Raw genomic sequence first — 1082 nt, forward strand, 5'->3', positions numbered from 1 at the left:
AGGCTCAGGCCAAGGTTCTCACCCAGTTGCGGCCGCGCGCCCCAGAGATTGGTGAAGAAGGCCATGTAGTCGGCCGAATGCAGCACATAGGGGTCGACCAGACCGATCACCGGAACGATCAGCAGCACGCGCAGCAGAGCACGGACGAAGTAGTAGCGGTAGTCGAGCAGCGCCGAAGGATGCAGCAGCACCTGGCGCCCACCGATGAACTGCCAGAACGATGCAATGCCGCTGCTCACGCGACGCCGGCGGTAAAGCAGGTAGGCCACGCTGTAGGAAAGCAGGATGAAGACCAGGCCGATACGGCCGTTGAGGTCGAAAAGGCCCTGAAACTGCCTGACCACGACGGCCAGCAGCTCGGTCAACGGATCGGCTGCCAGCGACAGCTCTTGCATCACTCCAGCCTCCCCCGGCAAAAGTGGCGGAATGATAAGCAAGAATGATGCTTTAGCAAATGAGAATAGTTACCTAAGCACACTTTTGAGCCAGCACAGCCGCATACGGCTCAGCGTTTGCTGCAGGCGAACAGCGCGTTGCCGGATTTGGCATCCCACGGCGCCAGGCGCTGATAGTCATGCTCCAGCACCTGCACCTCGAAATACGGCGCCAGTAGGGCCTGCAACTCAGCGAAGCTCACCGCCACCATCGGATGCTCGTCGTGCCAGATCTCACTCTGCTCACCCTGGGTGCGTTCTATGCGCAGGCGCAGCGCCTGCTGTTCGCCCTCGCCGCGGTAGAACCAGCCGGAGCTGAAACGCAACTGCCCTTCGCCATGCTGCGCGCTGTGGGATACGAACGAGGCGTTGTCGATGCGCTGCTTGTCCACGGCGTTGAAGCAGAATACCCCGCCCGGCGCCAGGGCACGGTGTACGCTGGCGATACAGGCCTTGAGCCGCTCGATGCTGGCGCTGTAGTGGATGGAGTAGAGAAAACAGGTGATCAGGTCCAGCGGCTGGTCGGCCTGGAAGCCGCACATGTCCTGCCGGAAAAAACGTGCCTCGGGGCAGCGCTGGGCGGCGTGGTCGAGCATCGGCTGGTTGATGTCCAGCCCGCTGCTGGCGTAGCCGGCATCGAGGAAATGG

Annotated in this window: 1 protein-coding gene and 1 pseudogene; both read right to left on the reverse strand. The window is 62.0% G+C overall.

Features of this window, described 5'->3' with window-relative positions:
* Positions 1 to 395, reverse strand: a pseudogene (locus GYB81_RS23555) (sterol desaturase family protein); the annotation flags it as partial.
* A 110-nt stretch (positions 396 to 505) separates the two neighbouring features.
* Positions 506 to 1082, reverse strand: a 577-nt coding sequence (locus GYB81_RS23560; RefSeq protein WP_161897980.1) for a class I SAM-dependent DNA methyltransferase, incomplete at its 5' end; no start/stop codon positions are given.

It is taken from the genome of Pseudomonas yangonensis, from assembly GCF_009932725.1.
Taxonomy (GTDB): domain Bacteria; phylum Pseudomonadota; class Gammaproteobacteria; order Pseudomonadales; family Pseudomonadaceae; genus Aquipseudomonas; species Aquipseudomonas yangonensis.